Source organism: Corynebacterium lipophilum (assembly GCF_024102595.1).
GTDB lineage: Bacteria > Actinomycetota > Actinomycetes > Mycobacteriales > Mycobacteriaceae > Corynebacterium > Corynebacterium pseudogenitalium.
This window is the reverse complement of record NZ_JAEUWV010000001.1, coordinates 149,293-167,425: the sequence shown is the minus strand read 5'-3', so window position 1 is coordinate 167,425 and position 18,133 is coordinate 149,293. Positions and strand designations below refer to the sequence as shown.

General features: G+C 60.1%; 17 protein-coding genes. 5 read left to right on the top strand and 12 right to left on the bottom strand.

Features of this window, described 5'->3' with window-relative positions; genetic code table 11:
• Positions 1-24: 24 nt before the first annotated feature.
• The 9 genes from JMN37_RS00765 to rimP form a co-directional block, all read right to left on the bottom strand.
• Positions 25-678, bottom strand: a complete 654-nt coding sequence (locus tag JMN37_RS00765) for a 4'-phosphopantetheinyl transferase family protein (RefSeq protein WP_070362309.1) — start codon at positions 676-678, stop codon at positions 25-27.
• Complete coding sequence (locus JMN37_RS00760) at positions 678-1,481, bottom strand: metallophosphoesterase family protein (protein WP_070478902.1); 804 nt, start codon at positions 1,479-1,481, stop codon at positions 678-680. The genes JMN37_RS00765 and JMN37_RS00760 overlap by 1 nt, the downstream gene beginning before the upstream one ends.
• Positions 1,482-1,488: 7 nt before the next feature.
• Positions 1,489-2,802 (bottom strand): MATE family efflux transporter, encoded by a 1,314-nt coding sequence (locus tag JMN37_RS00755; protein ID WP_070362307.1) that lies wholly within the window; start codon positions 2,800-2,802, stop codon positions 1,489-1,491.
• A 12-nt stretch (positions 2,803-2,814) separates the two neighbouring features.
• On the bottom strand, positions 2,815-3,801 hold the full coding sequence (locus JMN37_RS00750; protein WP_070478899.1) for a DHH family phosphoesterase: 987 nt from the start codon (positions 3,799-3,801) through the stop codon (positions 2,815-2,817).
• 5 nt (positions 3,802-3,806) lie between these two features.
• Positions 3,807-4,241, bottom strand: a complete 435-nt coding sequence (rbfA, locus tag JMN37_RS00745) for a 30S ribosome-binding factor RbfA (RefSeq protein WP_252930808.1) — start codon at positions 4,239-4,241, stop codon at positions 3,807-3,809.
• Between the two features lie 136 nt (positions 4,242-4,377).
• The gene (gene infB, locus JMN37_RS00740) at positions 4,378-7,137 is read right to left on the bottom strand and encodes a translation initiation factor IF-2 (protein WP_070478896.1); all 2,760 of its coding nucleotides are present in this window, start codon (positions 7,135-7,137) and stop codon (positions 4,378-4,380) included.
• Positions 7,138-7,243: 106 nt separating this feature from the next.
• Positions 7,244-7,558 carry a YlxR family protein gene (locus tag JMN37_RS00735; RefSeq protein WP_071572529.1) on the bottom strand — a complete coding sequence of 105 codons (315 nt, stop codon included), beginning with the start codon at positions 7,556-7,558 and terminating at the stop codon, positions 7,244-7,246.
• Between the two features lie 155 nt (positions 7,559-7,713).
• Positions 7,714-8,718: a transcription termination factor NusA gene (nusA, locus tag JMN37_RS00730; protein ID WP_070478894.1), complete on the bottom strand. Its 1,005-nt coding sequence runs from the start codon at positions 8,716-8,718 to the stop codon at positions 7,714-7,716.
• Between the two features lie 19 nt (positions 8,719-8,737).
• Positions 8,738-9,289 carry a ribosome maturation factor RimP gene (gene rimP / locus JMN37_RS00725; protein ID WP_252930807.1) on the bottom strand — a complete coding sequence of 184 codons (552 nt, stop codon included), beginning with the start codon at positions 9,287-9,289 and terminating at the stop codon, positions 8,738-8,740.
• Positions 9,290-9,331: 42 nt separating this feature from the next.
• Between rimP and JMN37_RS00720 the strand changes: the two genes are divergently transcribed.
• Positions 9,332-10,147, top strand: coding sequence for a DUF4439 domain-containing protein (locus JMN37_RS00720; RefSeq protein ID WP_252930806.1), 816 nt, complete (start codon positions 9,332-9,334; stop codon positions 10,145-10,147).
• Between the two features lie 20 nt (positions 10,148-10,167).
• On the opposite strand, the gene JMN37_RS00715 is transcribed toward JMN37_RS00720, so the two are convergent.
• Positions 10,168-11,949 carry a proline--tRNA ligase gene (locus JMN37_RS00715; protein WP_252930805.1) on the bottom strand — a complete coding sequence of 594 codons (1,782 nt, stop codon included), beginning with the start codon at positions 11,947-11,949 and terminating at the stop codon, positions 10,168-10,170.
• A gap of 30 nt (positions 11,950-11,979) precedes the next feature.
• Here JMN37_RS00715 and yaaA point away from each other — a divergent pair, with 30 nt between their 5' ends.
• Genes yaaA through JMN37_RS00700 form a run of 3 tightly spaced genes read left to right on the top strand, consistent with a single transcriptional unit; the run spans position 11,980 to position 14,120 of the window.
• Positions 11,980-12,702, top strand: coding sequence for a peroxide stress protein YaaA (gene yaaA / locus JMN37_RS00710; protein WP_252930804.1), 723 nt, complete (start codon positions 11,980-11,982; stop codon positions 12,700-12,702).
• The gene (locus tag JMN37_RS00705) at positions 12,703-13,428 is read left to right on the top strand and encodes a DUF1648 domain-containing protein (protein WP_252930803.1); all 726 of its coding nucleotides are present in this window, start codon (positions 12,703-12,705) and stop codon (positions 13,426-13,428) included.
• Entirely contained in the window at positions 13,425-14,120 is a 696-nt protein-coding gene (locus JMN37_RS00700) for a thermonuclease family protein (RefSeq protein WP_252930802.1), read from the top strand. The genes JMN37_RS00705 and JMN37_RS00700 overlap by 4 nt, the downstream gene beginning before the upstream one ends.
• Here the strand turns inward: JMN37_RS00700 and JMN37_RS00695 are convergent.
• A complete protein-coding gene (locus JMN37_RS00695; RefSeq protein WP_252930801.1) occupies positions 14,095-15,063 on the bottom strand; it encodes a class I SAM-dependent methyltransferase in 969 nt (322 codons plus the stop codon). The genes JMN37_RS00700 and JMN37_RS00695 overlap by 26 nt on opposite strands.
• Before the next feature lie 87 nt (positions 15,064-15,150).
• Between JMN37_RS00695 and JMN37_RS00690 the strand changes: the two genes are divergently transcribed.
• Complete coding sequence (locus tag JMN37_RS00690; protein ID WP_252930800.1) at positions 15,151-16,359, top strand: protein adenylyltransferase SelO family protein; 1,209 nt, start codon at positions 15,151-15,153, stop codon at positions 16,357-16,359.
• Positions 16,360-16,416: 57 nt separating this feature from the next.
• Here JMN37_RS00690 and mqo read toward each other — a convergent pair whose 3' ends face one another.
• Positions 16,417-17,913 carry a malate dehydrogenase (quinone) gene (mqo, locus tag JMN37_RS00685; protein WP_252930799.1) on the bottom strand — a complete coding sequence of 499 codons (1,497 nt, stop codon included), beginning with the start codon at positions 17,911-17,913 and terminating at the stop codon, positions 16,417-16,419.
• Positions 17,914-18,133: the final 220 nt, after the last annotated feature.

Below are 18,133 nucleotides of genomic sequence, written 5' to 3'. Positions count from 1 at the left end.
TAACGCCGTTTTTCGCGTTTGTCGCTACAACAGAAACGCAGAAGTGATGACGTAGCCAGCCCGGTGCACCCAGCGCCCCTCAAAGAACGGAGCGGGCGTCGGCCGCTCGAGAATGTACGAAACAAATGTTCCGTTCGGCCGGATATAGATTTCCGCCTGATCGAATTCCAACATCTTTCGCGCCAACGGGAACCAACATTTATATGTGGCCTCTTTCGCGCAGAACAGCAGCCGATCAGCCCAGAAGCAGCCCTCTGCCCGAAGTGCGTCCAACATCTCAAGCTCGGTTGGGCACGCGATTTGGGGCAATACGCCTTCCGGAAGCGGCTCCGCCAGCTCAGCATCAATACCGATAGAGCGCACCTTGTTGAGTGGCGCAACGACCGCCGCACGAAAACCATCCGTATGCGTCAAGGAGCCGCACACGCCGTCGGGCCACAACGGCATCCCAGCTTCGCCCCGCATGATGCGGTGAGGACCTTCGACCCCTAGTTCGTCGAGGGCGCGGTGCGCACACCAACGGGCATCGCCGAACTCCCCTTTCCGGATATCGACCGCTCCGCGGACAACGCCTTTCTCCTGCTCGTCGAGATTATCGTAATTGCGGAGATTATGGCCGTCATCGGTTCGAAGAGAGACGAACCGCGCAGAGGGAGGGAATAATGACAGATCGCGCACTAGCGGTTCACCTCCCAGACTGGGTACGGCCAACGATGTTCCTCTGGCCAGCGCTGCCACTCCCTGGGGTACCCCAACGACACTTCAATATGCGGAATGCCGTCTACATGTACAGTCCCCGGGATATGAAGGTGTCCGTAGACTACGGCCTGTGCCTGGAACCGCTTAGGCCAACTGCGCGTGTGCCGGGTCCCGCACCACATGGCAATGTCCCCGTAGAACAGGCGGTGCGTTGGCTCCTTTACCAGTGGCCAGTGGTTGACCAAGATCGTCTTACCGTGCACGCGAGAAAGGCGCTTCGTTGTGTACGCCAAGCGCTCCCAGCACCACGCACGAGTATCTACAAATGGGCGGATAGCAAACTCGTCCGTCATCAGAATGTTGTTGTCGCGAGCTTTCTTCAGCGCGGCGTCGACACTTAAATGCTGAGGGCGAAACGAGTAGTCGTACAGAGTAAACAGTGGCGCCACCGTAATGCCGTGGAATACCGGGTACGGGTCCTCAGGCGTTACAACGCCGAGTTCTCGCATTGCCTGGACTAGCGCAACGTACTTATCACGGCCTCTGTAGCGTGATCGCTCGCTAGAGAACAGCTCGTGGTTTCCAGGGGCCCAGATGACTTTCTCAAACCGTTGAGCAAGTACACCCATCACGTTGACTATCAGCTCAAATTTCTCTGCAACATCACCCGCGACAATCAGCCAATCCCCCTCATGCCGCGGTTGAATGAGGTCGATCTTGGCCTGATTCGCCTTCACTGCAGCATGCAGGTCGCTGACCGCCCACAGTGTCGGACCTAGCATGACGTACTCACTCCTCTACCCCGGTGCGCGCCCACTTCATCGAACGGAACCGCCACAGCACTCCCACCAGACGCAACACGACTGAGACAAAATAGCCGGCCCACACACCCGCGAGACCCCACCCCAGCCACATGGACAACAACGTCAAAGGCAAAAATCCACCGAGCATTGCGCCAATCGAAAGGTTGCGCAGGAAGACAGCGTCACTCGCTCCAAGCAGCACCCCGTCGAGCGCAAACACCGCACCCCCCACAACGATCATCGCCACCAACCACCGCCAAGGGACAGTCAGCGCGTCTGCCATGCCAGGATCATGCGTAAAAATCGACTGGATTGGCCCATCGAACACAAGAAAAACCGCAGCGAGCACAACCGCAAACACCGTAGCGTAGCGCGTAACAGCTGCACCTGTCCTTCTTGCGCGCTCCACGTTTCCCTGCCCAAGTGCAGCCCCTGTAAGCGTCTGAGCTGCAATTGCGAGCGAGTCCAGCACGAGACACAGGAAGTTCCACAACTGCAGCAACACCTGGTGCGCGGCCAACGCGAAGACACCAAAACGACCAGCGACTGCGGTAGCGGCGAGCAACGAAATCTGAAAGGAGGCGGAGCGCAAAATCAAGTCACGTCCAAGCACCAACTGATGGGCAATGACATTCCACTGTGGGCGCCAAACAGCGCCCTCTCCTCGATGTTCCTTTACAAGCGCCCCAACGAATAGTGAAGCGGTAATTCCCATTCCTATTACATTGGCCACAGCAGAGCCCACCAGCCCAAAGTGGTCAACAAGCAAAGGCAATAGAACCGCCCCGGGTACAAGACCGCACAGCGTCAACACAAACGGTAGCCTGGTGTTTTGCACTCCTCGCATCCAACCATTACCTGCCATAATCAGCAGCGTCAGCGGAATAGCGACCGCCGCGACATGCATCCACTGCGCCGCGTCAGCAGACGTTTCCGCATTCTGTGTCAACGCAAACGCGATGGGTTCGGCGAACAGCCAAATAATCGACGCCAATCCGAGGCCCACGAGTATTGCCACCCACGAAGCCTGGACGCCTTCCGCGACCGCATCAGCACGCCGACCTGCGCCGTAAAGACGCGAGCTACGCGCGGTAGTGCCGTAGGAAAGAAACGTCAGCTGCGTGGTCACCGTAGATTGCACCGCAGTACCAGCAGCGAGCGCCGCAAGCTCAACCGTGCCCAGCCTTCCAACCACAGCAGTATCCAGCAGCAAATACAGAGGATTCGCCGCAAGCACGCCGAGGGCTGGTAGCGCCAAGGCAAAAATGTCACGCGCCCGCACACCATGTGTATTCGTCATACAGGAGCAGCCTTACTCCGCAACGTAAGCGTCATGCAATGCAGCGAGAAGCCGATCTTGTACCTGTTCTTTCGTTCCTTGCGCCGAGTACCCCGCAGCTGGGCGGTGACCACCCCCGCCGAGCGCACTTGCAACGACGGAGACATCTACCTTTGTCGAGCGCAAGGAAATCCCCCACCGCTCCGAGTGGAACTGCTTGAGTACAACCCCGACGTCACTGCCAACGAGGACACGCGCGTAATCAATTACGGCTTCAACGGCAGTTTGGCTCATCGCTTGCATCGCAGCTTCATCAATACACATGAACGAAACTGTGAGATCATCGACTTGACGTGATTCCAAGCTTGCTAATGCACTACCCATCAAACGTAGGTCATCGGCCGTCATCTCGTCCGAAAGCTGCAGGGATATGTTCCTTGGATTGAGCCCGAATTCCAACAACTCTCCAGCAAGCGTATGCATTCTCGGGGAACCCCAACGGAAGTTACCTGTGTCGGTGACAAGCCCGGAATACAGGCAATAGGCTAGTTCAGCGTCTAACTCGACGCCGAGGTACGTAAACAGCTCCCGGATGATAGTCGTCGTCGATTCAGAATCGATAATGAGGTTCCGCGCTCCGAACCCGTCATTCGAACGGTGATGGTCAAGCACGATCACCCGCTCTTGCTGCGCCATAAGCTCAGATTGGTAGCATCCCGTTCGGTCTACCGAGGCACAATCAACCGTGACGATCAGCCCATCCGCTGGTAACGCTTCCCCATAGATGACCTCATCAACCCCCGGAATAGAGCGCAGGTTATTTGCGTGCGGGAATGGCTGGCCGATGTAAGCACTGGCTTCAATTCCGATCTGCCGCAATCCTCGAACAAGAGCGCACGCCGATCCAATCGCATCAGCATCGGGCTTGATATGGGCCAGCACCGCAACATTCGACGCGTTCTTAATGGCGCCAGCAACTTTGTTAAATTCGGCCTCTGCTTGGGGAAATAACAACGCCATAGTGCCTACTCTTCAATCGTCTTATACGGGTTTTCCTCACCTGCTGGCTGGGCGCTCTCTCGCAGTCGCGCCAGCTCTGCATCGCGACGACGAGCTTTCTCCAGCAGCTCTTCCATCCGCGCCGAGGACTCCGGCACCGTATCAAGCTTGAACTCAATCGTAGGGGTAAAGCGGACACTCAACTGGTCGCCAACAATCTTGCGGATCTGTCCTCGGTGACGGTACAGCGCCTCTGCAGCCTGATCGTAATCCGGCTCGTCGTCGATATTCTTTCCGCGTACCGTGTAGTAGACAGTCGCACCATGTAGGTCGCCGGTCATCCGGACGTCCGTAATAGTCACCAATTCGAGGCGACGGTCTTTCACTTCACGCTCTATCGCCGAAGCGACGATCATTTGGATCTGCTTCGCCAGGCGCTGCGCGCGAGGGTTCTCTGACATTTCGTCTCCTTTACTTCATTGGCACTAAACCTCCGAACAGTCTACCCTGCTACGACGCAGCCCACTACTTCAAGAAAAGAAACGGCCCTGCTCACTTCGCGTTTGCGAAAGAGCAGGGCCGTTTTCTCTCTACCGACTAGTCGCGGGGGACTTCCACCATCTCGTATGCCTCGATGATGTCGTCGACCTGGATGTCCGGGTAGGACAGCACCATGCCGCACTCGTAGCCCTTTGCAACCTCTGTTGCATCGTCCTTCTCGCGTCGCAGCGAGTCGATGGTCGCGTCCGAGGTAACAACGTTGCCGTCGCGCACGAGGCGAATCTTCGCTCCACGCTTGACCTTGCCTTCGGTAACCATGCAGCCTGCGATGAGGCCGACAGAAGACGCCTTAAAGATCTGACGGATCTCGGCCTTGCCCAGGTCCTTCTCTTCGTAGATCGGCTTCAGCATGCCCTTCAGGGCTGCCTCGACTTCCTCGATCGCCTTGTAGATCACCGAGTAGTAACGGATCTCGACGCCCTCGTTGTTGGCTTCTTCCGTAGCCTTGCCCTCAGCACGGACATTGAATGCCACGATGACAGCGTCGGAAGCGGCCGCGAGCACGACGTTGGTCTGGGTAACAGCACCGACGCCACGGTCGATGATGTTTACCTCGACTTCGTCGTCGACCTCGATCTTGAGCAGCGCCTCCTCCAGAGCTTCCACCGAACCGGCGTTGTCGCCCTTGAGGATGAGGTTGAGCTGGCTGGTCTCCTTGAGCGCCTGATCCAGGTTCTCCAGAGAGACGCGCTTCTTGTTGCGTGCCTGCATAGCGGCGCGATGACGAGCGTCGCGCTGCGCAGCGATCTGGCGGGCAACACGGTCGTCCTCGACTACCAGGAGGTTGTCGCCTGGACCAGGAACGCCATTGAGGCCTTGTACCTGTACCGGGCGGGACGGGCCAGCCTCTTCAACGTCGTTGCCCCACTCGTCGACCATTCGGCGGACACGGCCGAAGTTGCCGCCCACAACGATGGAGTCGCCGACGCGCAACGTACCGCGCTGCACGATAACGGTGGAGACTGGGCCACGGCCACGGTCGAGGTGCGACTCGATAGCCACGCCCTGTGCATCCATGTCCGGGTTCGCCTGCAGCTCGAGAGCTGCGTCGGCGGTCAGCAAGACTGCCTCGAGCAGTTCGTCGATGCCGGTGCCCTGCTTCGCGGAGATATCGATGAACATGGTGTCACCGCCGTACTCCTCCGGAACCAGTCCGTATTCGGTCAGCTGACCACGGATCTTCTCCGGCGAAGCCTCCGGCTTATCCACCTTGTTCACTGCAACCACGATAGGCAGGTCTGCAGCCTTGGCGTGGTTGATAGCCTCAACCGTCTGTGGCATCACGCCGTCGTCAGCAGCGACAACGAGAATAGCGAGGTCGGTCGACTTCGCACCGCGGGCACGCATTGCCGTGAACGCCTCGTGACCTGGGGTATCGAGGAAGGTGATCTTGCGCTCAACGCCCTCCAGCTCAACGGTGGTCTGGTACGCACCGATGCCCTGAGTAATACCGCCGGCCTCGCCGCGCCCAACATTGGCGCGACGAATTGTATCCAGCAAGCGGGTCTTACCGTGGTCCACGTGACCCATGACAGACACCACTGGTGGGCGCTGTTCAAGGTCCTCTTCGGTGCCTTCATCCTCACCGAACTGGAGGTCGAAGGACTCCAGAAGTTCGCGGTCCTCGTCCTCAGGAGAGACGATCTTAACTTCGTAGTTAATTTCGGCGCCGAGTAGCTGCAGCGTCTCCTCAGGAACCGACTGCGTTGCCGTTACCATTTCACCGAGGTTGAACAGCGCCTGCACCAGGTTCGATGCTTCGGTACCGATCTTGTCAGCGAAGTCAGCCAAGGTCGCGCCCTGACGCAGACGCACAGTCTTGCCACCGCCATCGGGAAGGCGTACGCCACCGATGACGTTTGGTGCGTGCATCTCTTCGTACTCGGCCCTCTTCTGACCCTTCGACTTACGACGACGCCCTGGTGCGCCACCTGGACGGCCGAATGCACCAGCGGTTCCGCCGCGACGTCCACCGCGACCGCGGAAACCGCCGCCCTGTGGGCCGCCCGGGCCGTGTCCACCACGGCCGCGGCCGTGCCCACGACCACCACGGTTGTCCGACCCAGCCGCCTTGCGTGGCATTTGCGTTGGCGACGGTGCCGCTGCCATATCTGCTGGAGACGGACGACGGCTACCTTGACGCTGCGCGCCAGTCCCGCGACCCTGGCCCTGGTTCTGCCCTGGGCGTGGGCCACCTTGGCCACCGCGACCAGGCTGACCACCACGGCCACCCTGTGCACCGCGACCACCTGGACGTGGAGCTGGTCGTGCCCCACCAGTGTTGGAAGAAAATGGGTTGTTGGCTACCCGTGGGCGGCCACCCGGCTTCGGCATCGGCCGCGGCATACCCGACGGCTTCGGTGCTGCAGGTTTCGCTGCGGCAGGCTTTGGTGCTGCAGGTTTTGCAGCACTTGGCTTCGGTGCCGCTGGCTTTGCTGCTGCAGGCTTCGGGGCAGCTGGCTTAGCAGCGCCGGGCTTTGGAGCGGCTGGTGTGGCAGCACCGGGCTTTGGTGCTGCAGGTTTTGCAGCACTTGGCTTCGGTGCCGCAGGCTTTGCTGCTGCAGGCTTCGACGCCTTACCAGCGGGCTTCGCTGCATCCTTATCCTTCGCGGATGCTTCTTCTCCGCCACCATTCTTTTGCTCGTACAGTGCCGTCATCTTCTTGACGACGGGAGGCTCAATGGTGGAGGAAGCTGTCTTTACGAATTCGCCCTCTTCCTTCAGAGTGGCGAGTAGTTCCTTGCTTGTTACGCCGAGTCGTTTTGCGAGCTCGTGTACGCGTAGCTTTCCGGGCACGTGTCTCCTCTTAGTTGGGCTAGAGGGCGGCACCGGAAACGGCGACCGGCCTCTAGACGTTGATTATGACTTTCATCGCTGATGCTGCTTCATTGTTGCGTTCTCATCAGTGTTCGGTCTTCCTTACTTCTGTTGGGTCTTTCGCCTTTTCAGCGAGGTACTTGTGTACATGACCTACGTCCGCAGGAGCGGACAGACGGAGGGCGCGAGAGAAAGCTCTACGCTCTTCCGCCAGCTTTAATGCATCCCATGTAGGGGTTATCCACGCTCCCCGCCCAGGTAATGATCGGGTGGGATCTGCAAGAACAACACCTGGAACAGTACCGTCAGCAACAACCCGGAGCAATTCCCTATCTGGAAGTTTCCGGCCTGTGGCTATACAGGTGCGACGACGGATTGAGCGTTCGCTCGCTGAAGTCATCCACACCCTTCTTCCACATACTCGACATTGCTGAACGGCTATCGCGTGGCCAACACCACGATGGGAAAATTAGCCACGGACCAGCCTACGCCACTTTGCCAAGTTTTTATAAGCGTTGTGTGAATTCCCAACACAGAGGCCAGGATCTGGCGTCGTTAATCTGCGGCTGCGTCAGAGTGGATGTCGATCTTCCAACCGGTAAGGCGAGCAGCCAGACGTGCGTTCTGCCCCTCCTTGCCAATCGCAAGTGACAGCTGGTAGTCGGGCACGGTAACACGCGCTACTTGCGCCACTGGGTCGACGACCTCGACCTTGACAACCTTCGATGGCGCCAGAGAGTTACCAACATACGTAGCCGGATCCTCTGCCCAGTCGATGATGTCGATCTTTTCCCCGCCGAGCTCCTTCATCACGTTTGAGACGCGCGAGCCACGCGGGCCGATGCAAGCGCCTTTCGCGTTGACACCCTTCACCGTCGCCCGTACAGCGATCTTGGAGCGGTGCCCCGCCTCACGGGCAATGCCCACGATCTCAACGGTGCCATCTGCGATTTCCGGGACCTCAAGCGCGAACAACCCGCGCACGAGCTCAGGGTGCGTGCGCGACAAACTTACCTGCACACGACGGTCAGACTTATTGACGCCAACTACGTACGCCTTAATGCGGTCACCGTGCTTGAGCGTTTCGGAAGGGATCTTTTCTGCCGGGATGAGCAGGCCATCCTGTGGATCGGCTTCGGTTCCAAGCTGCACCACGGAGATACCGCGTGCTTCCGCTTGCGCGTCCCGCTGCACGATGCCTGAGACAACAGTACCTTCGGCGCCGGAGTACTCCTCGTACACGCGACCAGCTTCGACGGCCAACAGCTTGCCCTTGATGGCATCGCGCACGGCCCTCGCACCGATTCGAGAAAAGTTGACCGGGGTGGCGTCGTACTCCGAGATAATTTCGCCCTCAGCGTCGAGCTCAGAAACCATGACGGCAACGTCACCGGTTTCGGAGTCGATGTCGACGCGCGCCTTGTGGTGTTCATCCTGGGGGTGCTCCAGGTTGTCCGTGTACGCGAAGAGCAGCGCCGAGGCGATGGTCTCGAGCAGTTCGTCGAACCCAATTCCTTGCTGTGCTTCGATGTTCTTCAAGACTTGGACGTCAATATTCACTTGTCTTCCTCCGGATCCCTTACAGGGTTGCTGCTACTTCTGCTTCTTCAAACGTCGCCTCGCTGAGTTCTCGCTCAGCAGCGGGCGGCGCGTTGAACTCAATTTCTACCACCGATTTCGGCATTTCGGAAACTTCCAAGATTTGCACCGCCGGGGTCTTCTTCCCTGCCTCGATCAGCGCTACCTTCGTTTCCTCGGAGTTCATCGCACCAATGCGCCAGATAGAACTCTGGCCGTTGGTGTCGTTGAGCTTCACCAACCGCCCGCGGTTACGACGCCAGTGGCGCGGTGCTGTGAGCGGTAAGTCGACACCTGGGGTGGTCACTTCCAGCGTGTAGCCAGCACCGAATGAGAACGCCCCGACTTCTTCCTGCTCGTCAAGGAACTCCCCGATTTCGTTGGACACTACCTCGAGCTCGTCGAGCGTTGGACGCGCATCGGCATCAAGCGCGATGACAATCTGGGATTTCTTGCCAGCCTTCACTGCCTTGACGTGTTCGATGTCCATGTTGTGGCGTTGGGCCAGCGGCTCAATGAGTGTCTCTAATTCTTGGGGAGTTGGAAAAGCCATGTGCCCACCATAGCGCGACGCAAACGTGCTAGCGTTTTCCCCGTGAAAAAATTGCTGGTTGCTGTTCTTGCGGTGCCGTTGTCGCTGACGCTTTCGTCGTGCGACCTTCTCGGTGTTGTTGGGCCCCGCCCCGACAAAGCAGTCCTTGGCCTTGCCCAACAGGCGTCTGCGGATGCGCGCAGCCTTTCGGATCCAGCACTCGCTGAGCTTCGTGGCAAGCAGGCGGATGAGCTTTTTGGAGAGGTTGCGCGACTCTGCGGCAGCATTGACGCGGAGTTGCCGCGCAGCTGCGAATTTTCCACGGGCCCTGGTGAAGCCGTGGGTGTCAGCGATGATGCAGGACTGCAAGAGTTCGTCGAGCAGTCCGTGACAGCTTCTTTGGAGAAGGTTCCAGCGCAGTCGCGAGACTTAGTTGCGGCGCAGGCCGTCGACATCGTTGCGGCAATCGGCCCCGAACTCGACGCTGAGGACGTCGCCGCACTGCAAAACAAGGGCGATATCGAGCTTGCCAGTGCGGCGCTCAAAACAGAGTACGAGTTCCTCTATGGGCTGGGGCTGGCAAAGGCGTATGCGGATGCGCCGCTGCACGCGCGTATCGCCACGTTGGAGGACGCCTCCGATGAGCGCGTCGCGTTCCTGCGCACCGCACTGCGCGACGCTGACTCGATTCCAGTCGCAGCAGCTGGGTATCAACTCGCCCACGATGATGCGCTCAATGATGCAGCAGATGCCGAAGCGCTTGTCGACGCCCTCTCCGCCCAGCTCACCAATACCTGGAGGGGAACCGTATCCCAAGCCAGCTCTTCCGAGTGGAAACAACAAAGCCTTATGCTTGCCGCGCACGCGCAGCAAGCATAAGGCTCCTTGCTACTGCCGAATTAGCTTTCGGCGATGAGCTGCTGCAGCTTCGCCACAACCTCACCAGCTGGGACCTCAAGGGTCTCGCCGCCGCGGATGCGAAGCTCAACGATGCCGTCGGCGAACGAGCGACCGAGGATCACAACGAACGGCATGCCGAGCAATTCGGCATCCTTGAACTTGACGCCCGGGGACACCTTTGGGCGGTCGTCGTAAAGTACTTCGATGCCCTTGTCGCTGAGTTCCTGCACGAGTGCGTCGCCGGCTTCCATGGCTGCCTTGTCCTTGTTCGCGACGGCAACGTGTACCTGGTACGGCGCGACTGCAACTGGCCACACGAGGCCCTTCTCGTCGTGCTTCTGCTCCGCGACGACGGCCATCATGCGCGAGATACCGATGCCGTAGGAGCCCATCGTCGGCACGGCGCGCTTGCCATTTTCGTCCAGGATCTGCACATCCATTGCCTCGGTGTACTTGCGACCAAGCTGGAAGATATGGCCTAGTTCGATGCCACGGGCAAGCTTCACTGTGCCGTTGCCGGACGGTGAGGGGTCGCCTTCCTTGATCTCGGCGGCTTCGATGAACCCGTCAACGGTGAAGTCACGTCCAGCAACAAGGCCGACGACGTGCTTCTGAGGAGCGTCTGCACCGGTGATCCACGCGGATCCTTCCACCACGCGCGGGTCCGCGAGGACACGCACGCCATTGGCCTGCAGCGCGCGCGGCCCGACGTAGCCCTTGACCAGGAAGTCGCTCTTTGCGAAGTCCTCGTCGCTGGCCAGCTCAAACGTCGCTGGTTCCAGCGAAGCTTCCAGGCGTTTTTCGTCCAACTCGCGGTCGCCCGGGATCAAAATGCCGACGAGCTGCGGGCCGACCGGCTTCCCGTTTTCGTCGGTCACGCGCGGGTCGTCGACTTTGATCATCATGCACTTCAGGGTGTCGGAGGCCTCGGCAGGGTGGCTGTCGATAAGCACTCCTGCCTCCTGCGCCCACTCCACGAGTGCCGCGATGGTCTCGGACGCTGGTGTGTCGTGCTCGACGGCCTCAGGCAACCCTTCAATTGACCGTGGTTCCGGCGCAACCGTGGTCACTGCCTCAACGTTAGCGGCGTAGTCCCCTGCCGTGGACACAGCAAAGGTGTCCTCGCCATTATCGGAGTACGCAAGGAACTCCTCGGATGCGGAGCCGCCCATCGCACCAGACGTGGCCTTGCAAATCTCGTAGCGGATGCCAACGCGGTTGAAGATGCGCTGGTAGGTCTCGCGGTGCTTGGCGTACGCGTTATCCAGGCCCTCGTCCGACATGTCGAAGGAGTAGGAGTCCTTCATCACGAACTCGCGGCCGCGCAAGATGCCGGCACGGGGGCGTGCTTCGTCGCGGTACTTGGTCTGGATTTGGTAGAGGGTGACCGGGAAGTCCTTGTAGGAGGAATACATGTCCTTGACTGCCGCGGTGAACATCTCTTCGTGGGTTGGGCCGAGCAGCATGTCGGCACCTTTGCGGTCCTGGAGGCGGAAGAGGTCGTCGCCGTATTCGGTCCAGCGGTTGGTCAGCTCGTATGGTTCGCGTGGCAGAAGGGCCGGGAACAACAGCTCTTGTGCGCCCATAGCATCCATTTCTTCACGGACGATGCCCTCGATCTTGCGCAGCGTGCGAAGCCCGAGTGGGAGCCAGTTGTAGACGCCCGGCGCGGCACGGCGGACGTAGCCTGCTCGGACGAGCAGTTTGTGGCTTGGAACTTCGGCATCGGCGGGGTCCTCGCGCAGCGTGCGCAGGAAGAGCTCTGACAGGCGTGTAATCATGGGGCATATCTTAGCGCTAGGGTGAGTTGCATGTTGATCCTGCTCCCTCCTTCCGAGACGAAGGCACCCGGCGGCGAGCGCGACGCCATGTCTGTCTCCTTCCCTGCCCTTGATTCGGTGCGCGCTTCGCTTATCGACGACCTCTCCGCAATGGACGTGGACGAGATGATGGCGCTGTTGAAGATTCCGAAGACGAAGCGGGAGGAGGCGGTGGAGAATCAGTCGTTGCGTTCGGGTCCGGTGATGCCTGCGATTTATCGCTATACGGGGGTGTTGTATGACGCGCTTGATCCTGAGACGTTGCCGGATGAGGCGATTCGCCGTTTGGCGGTCGGCTCGGCACTGTTTGGCGTTGTGCGTGCTGATGACATGATTCCGCGCTATCGGGTCTCTGCCTCGTCGAAGGTGCCTGCTGCGGATGGGTCGCTGCCGACGATGCGGGCGCGCTGGGGGTCAGCGGTTTCGTCAGCGCTTGCGCAGGAGCCGTTCGTGGTGGATATGCGTTCTGGTGCGTACGAGAAGCTGGGGCCTGTCGATGGCGCGGTGACGGTCCGGGTGGAGTCCGTTGCCCCGGATGGATCACGCAAGGTGGTCAGCCACTTTAATAAGCACTACAAGGGGCTGTTGGCCAGGGCGCTGGCGCGTGGGCCGGAGGTGGCGTCGATAGGCGAGGTCGCCGAAGTCGCCGAGGCCGCGGGTTATGCTGTCGAGATTAATGGTTTGGTGCTGACGCTCGTGGTGAAGGAGACGTAGATGGGTGCGCCGGTGAACTGGAAGCCGTGGGGTGTTGCCGTTGTTGTGTTGCTGGCGCACGTGGCGCTGTTGCTGTTGTACTGGGACAGCATTCCCGACCCTATTGCAGTGCATTTTGACGCGTCGGGCCAGGCGGATAGTTGGGAGCCGAAGACGATGCTGCACGTGCTGATGATGCCGCTGGTTTCGGTGGCGACTGCCCTGTTGATGTTTGCATGCCTTCCCCCACGTGAGCTCGCACAGCCGCAGCCGGTCGATGGGGCTGCCTCCGTACCGTATTCGGCGAGTATTGCGCAGCGAGTGGAACAGCTTGTGCACATGACCTGGCGCTTCATGGGGTGGTTCGCGGTGGCGATTGCTGTCGCGTTTCTGGTCAGCGACGTCACGACGCGGCTGCCGGCGTTTGCCCACATGCAGTGGCTTGCCCCCGCTATTTGGGTGGCGTTCACCATCCTGGTTGTCGCGGGAAGCCTCGTCTTGATGGTGCGGCTGACGTCCTCGAAGAAGATCGAACCCGATGCGGAGGAGATGGCCCGCGCTGATGACGAGTTTCTCGTGGGTATGTACAACGACCCGAACGATCCGATGGCCGCAATATCGATTTCGTCTCGCCCGACTCGCATCATCATCAACCGTGGGCAGCGGCTGGGCAAGCAGTATTTAATGCGGATGGTGGTCTCGATCGTGGTGTACACGCTCTTCACCGTGCTGGTGGCCATGCTATGAAAAAGGTGTTTGGGCTCCTCGCTGCGATTGTGCTGCTCGCTGTCGGCAGCTGGGTCTGGCAGCAGGTCGACGCCCCGGAGGCTGAGTTTCACGTCGCACAGGTTGTTGACGGCGACACAATCGTTGTCGACGGCCCCGCTGGGCAAGAGCGCGTTCGCCTGCTCGGGATTGACACTCCGGAGCGTGGCGAGTGCTTAGCTGACGACGCAACCCGGCGTCTCGAGGAACTCCTCCCTGAAGGCACGGGCGTACGCCTCGAATACGACCAGGAGCGCACCGACCGCTACGGGCGCACGCTTGCTGGTGTGTTACGCGACGGCCAATTCGTCAACGCCGTGATGGTGTCCGAGGGGCTTGCCCGCGTCGTCGAGTACGCGCCGAACACGAAGTTCACGCAGCGTCTCGAGGCAGAAGCCGCCCCCGCGGTGCGCGATTCCCTCGGCATCTACGGGCTGGGGCCCGAGTGTTGGTTTACCGAACCAACGCAACAAGTGACGTTGGAAATGCTCACCACAGGCATCGACGAGCTCGAGCGCTCCCCCGGTGACCGCGGCCTTGCCGGCCGCTGCCAGCACTACGTCGACGCACTGCGCGACAGCGTGAAACGTACCCGAAACTTCACGTTCCGCGAGCCCGCCATGGAGTACCTCGACGAACAGCAACGCCTTATCGACGAGCTGTCAGCACCGTAAACTTCGAGTTCCTCGCCACCTGCTCCACCTGTGCAAAACGCTTCGTGACCTGGGCACGGTATGGCAGGTGCGAGTTGAACACTATGAAGAGCTGACCGCCCGGTTTCAATAGGCGATGCGATGCGTCCAGCAGATGCTCCACCAGCGTCGTGTCCACGGTCGTGCCCGCGTGAAAGGGCGGGTTGAGCGCCACGGTATCGAAGGAGGCGTCGGCAAACTTGCTTCCGGCATCATCCCAGGTCGCGTCAATACCGATCGCGCGGGCGGAAAGCACCGCGTCCGCATCAGCATCCGTGGCATACACCTCCCCCTCAAGCCCCTTCGAAACAGCCCCATTGCCGCAGCCCAAATCCAGCAGCGCGCCGGGGGCGTCCGGAAGGCACGACCGCAGCAGCTGCCCGCCGTAGTCCGCCCGCGCACCTGCGAAAACACCACCGATAGCGACGAACCCGTTTGCTTCTACCGGCGTGTAGGACACTTGCTGCGGCCCGTATGCGGCCAAGCAGCGGAACTTGCCTTTGCCCCGCGTGGCGTGCACCTGCGCGAAGGACTGCGCCAGCACACCATTCATGGTGCGGCTCAGGTGCTTGTTGTTCGCCCCCAACACTACGTCCGCCTGCGTAAACCCTGCGCCCGCGATACTGCGCGCGAGGTAGTCAAGGCGCGCGAGCGACTTCGGTATCTCTCCCAACGCAACGCACGAACCGGACAACCCCGCCAGGTACTCATCGAGGCGCTGATCACCGACGACCTCTGCGCCCAACGCTGCTGCTTGCTGGCAGCGGGAGTAGTCCGTGTCCGCGACGATGACGCGCTTCCCGCTTTCCACACCGGCATGCACAAGCGCCCCGGTCGGGTCGTTGCACACGATGAGGATGTCGGCTGATCCGAACCCCTCGAGTTCCCTCACCTGCCCCCAGATCAGCCGGTCAAGCGCGCGCACGGCCACTTACCTCCCACTGCGTCAACACCAGGTACTGCTGCATGTTCTCTCCTTTTGCTCCTTGCCCAGACAGTTTAGGCTGTTGGCATGCATTACCCCGAGCTCCACCAACACTTTGCGGAAACACTCCCAGGCATGGTCGGCACGGTGGTGCCCACGCACTTCCCCAACGCCCAGGTGAGCTACCTCAACGAGTCAGCCGCGTCCGAGCTCGACCTCGACACGGAGTGGCTCCGAAGCGATGAGGGCATCGCCTGGATGACAGGTGCGACGGGCGGCGTTGCAACCGCCTACGCAGGCCACCAATTCGGCGCGTTCGTGCCCCTGCTTGGCGACGGCCGCGCAACCCTCCTCGGCGACCGCAACGGGTACGAGATCCAGCTCAAGGGAAGCGGGCGCACCCCTTTCTCCCGCCCAGGCTCCGACGGGCAAGGCCCACTGACCGCAATGCTGCGCGAGTACCTGGTCTCGGAACATATGCACGCGATCGGAGTTCCGACCACACGCGCCCTCGCCGTTATCAGCACAGGTGAGACAGTCATGCGCAGCAGCGGCCCCGTTCCAGCGGGCATCGTGGTCCGCGTCGCGCGCTCCCACCTACGCGTTGGCTCGGTGCAGTACGCAGCAACTCAGTCCCATGAACTCTTGGAGGCCGTCGTGCACGCCGCGGGTTTCGATGCTGCGGAAAGGCTGCTGGAAGGGGTTGTCGACAAGCAACTTGAACTGGTAGCGCAGTGGATGCGCTACGGGTTCGTGCACGGCGTCATGAACACGGACAACACCGCGCTCAGCGGCGAAACCATCGACTACGGCCCCTGCGCTTTCACCCAAGGGTTTGACCCGCACTCATGCTTCTCATCCATCGATCGGCATGGGCGCTACTGCTTCGGAGCCCAGCCAAACGTGATCGCATGGAATCTAGTGCGACTCGCGGAAGGGCTCTTGCCACTGATGCCGGAATCGCGGGCCAACGAGATCCTTACCACTATCCCTGAGCGCTGGGAGGGCGCCACCAAGCGCTGGTTCGGACCGGAAGGCCTCGATGCGGTAGTAGGTGTCGACGACCTCGCCGCCTACAACCGTAAACACGGCGTCAACGGACGCCCAGGTCCGTTGTATGTGCCGAAAAACTTCGCGCTACAAGACGCACTCGACGCGGTCGAGCACGTTGGCGACTACAGTCCGTTCACCGCTTTGCTCCAGGCAGTCACCCACCCATACGACCCGGACGCCGGGGAGCCGTGGATGCTCGAGAAGGAACCTGACGGCGCATTCACGACGTTTTGCGGAACGTAAAAGCCACACGGCGCCGGTACAACCGGAAGCCGTGTGGCCGATACTTTCAAGCGGCTACTACGCCTGGAGACCAAGCGTCTTTTGCGTCCACTCCCACTGCTTCTCGTACGCTGCCTTGTCATCGCGCAGCGATACACCATAGGTCGGGAACATTTCGTGCAGCTTGTCGCCCCAAGAGACCATGCGCTCGCCGAAGCAACGCTCCAGCAGCTCAATCATCGCTGCCGGGGTAATCGACGCACCCGGCGATGCACCCAGGATGCCTGCGATCGTGCCATCCTGGTCGTTGACCAGTGCGGTACCGAACTCGAGCGAACCAAACTTCGGTGCACGTGCAGGCTTAATCACTTGGACACGCTGGCCTGCGACAGCCACATCCCAGTCGGCAGGGTTTACCTCCGGGTAGTACTGACGCAGCACGTCGATCTTGCCGTCAAAATCGCGGAAGACTTCCTCCACCAGGTACTTCACCAAGCCGATGTTTGACGCAGCGACACCAAGGTAGGACGGAATGTTATCCGGACGAATCGACTTAAACAGGTCCAAGTACGAGCCCTTCTTCAAGAACTTCGGGCTCCAACCACCGTACGGGCCAAACAGTAGTGACTGCTCACCGTCAACAACGCGGAGGTCAAGGTGAGGAACGGACATTGGGGGCGCGCCCACCTTTGCCTTGCCGTACACCTTCGCTTGGTGCTGCGCAACCAGCTCCTGGTTGTTGGTACGCAGCCACATGCCGGAAATCGGGAACCCGGCGTAACCATGCACCTCCGGCACGCCTGCCTTACGCAACAAGTCGAGCGCGTAGCCACCCGCACCCACGAACACGAAACGCGCACGCGCGACATGCTTGTCGCCTGTGTGGACATTGCGGACGGTGACATTCCATAGCTTGCCCTCGCGCTTAAGATTCACTACTTCGTGCCCATAGTGGATCTGGGTACCAGCCTTCTCGGAGGCGTCGAAAAACTGGCGAGTCAGCGCACCGTAGTTAATGTCAGTACCCGCGTCCATCCAGGAAATTGCAACAGGCTCAGCACCAAAGTCGCGGCCCTTCGCCATCAGAGGAAGCTTCTCAGCAAACTTGTCTTCATCCGCCGAGAACTGCATACCCGGGAACATGTGGTTCGCAGACAGGGCCTCGTAACGGCGACGCAGGTAGTCGATCTGGTCCTGCCCCTGCGCGAACGAAACGTGTGGGACTGGGTGAATGAACTCGCTTGGGTCCCCCAACTTGCCATTGTCGATCTGATGGGACCAGAACTGGCGCGCGATCTGGAACTTCTCATTAATCGCGAGCGCCTTTGTAATCTGAATCTGCCCATTCTTTTCAGGCGTGTAGTTCAACTCACACAGCGCAGAGTGCCCGGTACCCGCGTTGTTGAGCGGGTACGAGGACTCTTGCGCTGGCCCCTCAAGTCGCTCATACACTGCTTGAGTCCACTCCGGCTCAAGCTCCCGGATCATTGCTCCCAGCGTGGCACTCATAATTCCGGCGCCGATATGCAGTACGTCAACCTCATCAACGTACTGGATGTTGCCCGTCTCAGACATTAGTAATATTCCCTCTTCGATCCATATCGTTGTACGAGTGCAACGCACACCTCAGGCAGGTGCGTAACCTCTCTAACCATACGCTTGTTGGCTGAACAGTTTCCACCTTACGTTACCCCTTATGCCCACATTTTGTTTTTGCTTCATACTTGCAGCCACCCCACCCCCTACACCCGCCCCCACCCCCTAGACCAAATGGTAAACATGGCTACTTGCGCAG

Excerpts from the sequence above, each read along its gene's own strand:
- JMN37_RS00760 (WP_070478902.1), bottom strand. The coding sequence starts at position 1,481 with ATGCTAGGTCCGACACTGTGGGCGGTCAGCGACCTGCATGCTGCAGTG.
- JMN37_RS00755 (WP_070362307.1), bottom strand. The coding sequence starts at position 2,802 with ATGACGAATACACATGGTGTGCGGGCGCGTGACATTTTTGCCTTGGCG.
- JMN37_RS00750 (WP_070478899.1), bottom strand. The coding sequence starts at position 3,801 with ATGGCGTTGTTATTTCCCCAAGCAGAGGCCGAATTTAACAAAGTTGCT.
- rbfA (WP_252930808.1), bottom strand. The coding sequence starts at position 4,241 with ATGTCAGAGAACCCTCGCGCGCAGCGCCTGGCGAAGCAGATCCAAATG.
- JMN37_RS00735 (WP_071572529.1), bottom strand. The coding sequence starts at position 7,558 with ATGACTTCAGCGAGCGAACGCTCAATCCGTCGTCGCACCTGTATAGCC.
- rimP (WP_252930807.1), bottom strand. The coding sequence starts at position 9,289 with ATGGCTTTTCCAACTCCCCAAGAATTAGAGACACTCATTGAGCCGCTG.
- JMN37_RS00715 (WP_252930805.1), bottom strand. The coding sequence starts at position 11,949 with ATGATTACACGCCTGTCAGAGCTCTTCCTGCGCACGCTGCGCGAGGAC.
- yaaA (WP_252930804.1), top strand. The coding sequence starts at position 11,980 with ATGTTGATCCTGCTCCCTCCTTCCGAGACGAAGGCACCCGGCGGCGAG.
- JMN37_RS00705 (WP_252930803.1), top strand. The coding sequence starts at position 12,703 with ATGGGTGCGCCGGTGAACTGGAAGCCGTGGGGTGTTGCCGTTGTTGTG.
- JMN37_RS00700 (WP_252930802.1), top strand. The coding sequence starts at position 13,425 with ATGAAAAAGGTGTTTGGGCTCCTCGCTGCGATTGTGCTGCTCGCTGTC.
- JMN37_RS00690 (WP_252930800.1), top strand. The coding sequence starts at position 15,151 with ATGCATTACCCCGAGCTCCACCAACACTTTGCGGAAACACTCCCAGGC.
- mqo (WP_252930799.1), bottom strand. The coding sequence starts at position 17,913 with ATGTCTGAGACGGGCAACATCCAGTACGTTGATGAGGTTGACGTACTG.